Origin of the sequence: Nocardia rhamnosiphila NBRC 108938, assembly GCF_000720425.1 — a bacterium.
Taxonomy (GTDB): domain Bacteria; phylum Actinomycetota; class Actinomycetes; order Mycobacteriales; family Mycobacteriaceae; genus Nocardia; species Nocardia rhamnosiphila.
In genome coordinates this window covers 1-1,618 of the sequence record NZ_JOAJ01000042.1, presented here as the reverse complement: position 1 = coordinate 1,618, position 1,618 = coordinate 1, and the positions used below count along the sequence as shown (strand labels likewise).

At 64.3% G+C, this 1,618-nt stretch carries 1 protein-coding gene; it reads right to left on the bottom strand.

Going from position 1 to position 1,618, the window contains the following annotated elements:
• Positions 1-1,618 (bottom strand): non-ribosomal peptide synthetase (locus IG75_RS0135560; protein ID WP_030526120.1); only part of this gene is annotated, 1,618 nt, incomplete at both ends.

Genomic DNA, 1,618 nt, shown 5'->3' with positions numbered 1-1,618 from the left:
CGGCGGCAACGCCTCACCGATCACGAACACATGCTCGAGCGACGGAATCGAACCCGCGGGAGTGTGGGCGGCGAATACACCCAGCATCGACGGCACGAAGTCGGTGACCGTCACCTCTTGCTCGGCAATGACCTCCGCCAGGTAAGCCGGATCCCGATGACCATCCGGAGCCGCCACCACCAGATGCGCACCCGCTGCCAGCGGCAGGAAGTAACCCCACAGAGACACGTCGAACGTCGTCGCGGTCTTCTGCAGATACACATCATCGGCACCCAGCGGATACTGCGACAGCATCCACGCGACCTGGTTCACGATCGCCGAATGCGAGACGGCCACACCCTTGGGACGACCCGTCGAACCCGACGTGAAGATCACATACGCGGTATTCGACGGCCGCACCGGCGCCAACCGATCGGCATCGGTCACCTGCGCCGAGTCGTAACCATCGGTCTCGAGGGTGTCCAACTCCAGCACCGGCACACTGGTGTTCTCCGGCACTGCCATCGCATCAACAGTTGAACCGATCCGCTCCGCCGGATGCGCCGGATCCAACGGCACATACGCACCACCGGCCGCGACCACCGCATACATCCCGACCACGAGATCCAGCGACCGCGTCACCAGGAGACCCACCAGCGTCTCGGGCCCGACGCCTTGCGCGATCAGATGCCGCGCCAACCGGTTCACCCGACCCGCGAACTCGCCGTAGGACAGACTCGTCCCCTCGAACGAAACCGCCACCCGATCCGGATGCGCCGCGGCCGCGGCATCGAACCCGTCCAGCAGCAGCCCGGCCGGAAGCGCATGCGCGGTGGCGTTCCACTCCGCCAGCATCTTCGTGCGCTCGACCGGCGCCAGAATCTCCAGATCACCGACAGCGGTCTCCGGCGCAACCAGGACCTCCTGCAGCAACCGCACGAACCGGTCCACGAATCCCTGGACGGTGGCGTGGTCGAACAGTGCGCTGGCATAGGTCAGATAACCGGACAACCCACCCGGCACACCGGTGATGTCGTACGAGTCGTTGAGTATCAGGTTCAGGTCGAACTGCGAAATCTCGGCATCGACATCCACCGCGGAAACCGTCAGGCCGGGCAGTTCCAATACGGACGCGGTCATGTTCTGGAACGTGAATCCGACCTGGAACAACGGATGCCGCCCCTGTGAACGTGCCGGGTTCAGCACCTCCACCAGACGCTCGAACGGCACATCCGCATGCGCATAAGCCGCGATATCGACCTCACGCTGGCGACCGAGCAGATCCGCGAACGACTCGCCACGATCCAGCTGCGTCCGGAACACCAGCGTGTTCACGAACATACCGATCAGATCATCGAGCGCCTGCTCACCACGACCCGCCACCGGCGTACCTATGGTGATGTCGTCACTACCCGACAGCCGCGACAACAACACCGCCAACGCGGAATGCACAACCATGAACAGCGTGGCGTTCTGCTGCTGCGCCAGCCGCACCAAACCGGCATGGACATCCGCATCGATCGTGACCTCGACCCGGCCCCCGGCAAACGACTGCACCGCCGGACGCGGCCGATCCGACGGCAGATCCAACTGATCCGGAATACCCGCCAGCATCGACTGCCAATACCCGACCTGCTGC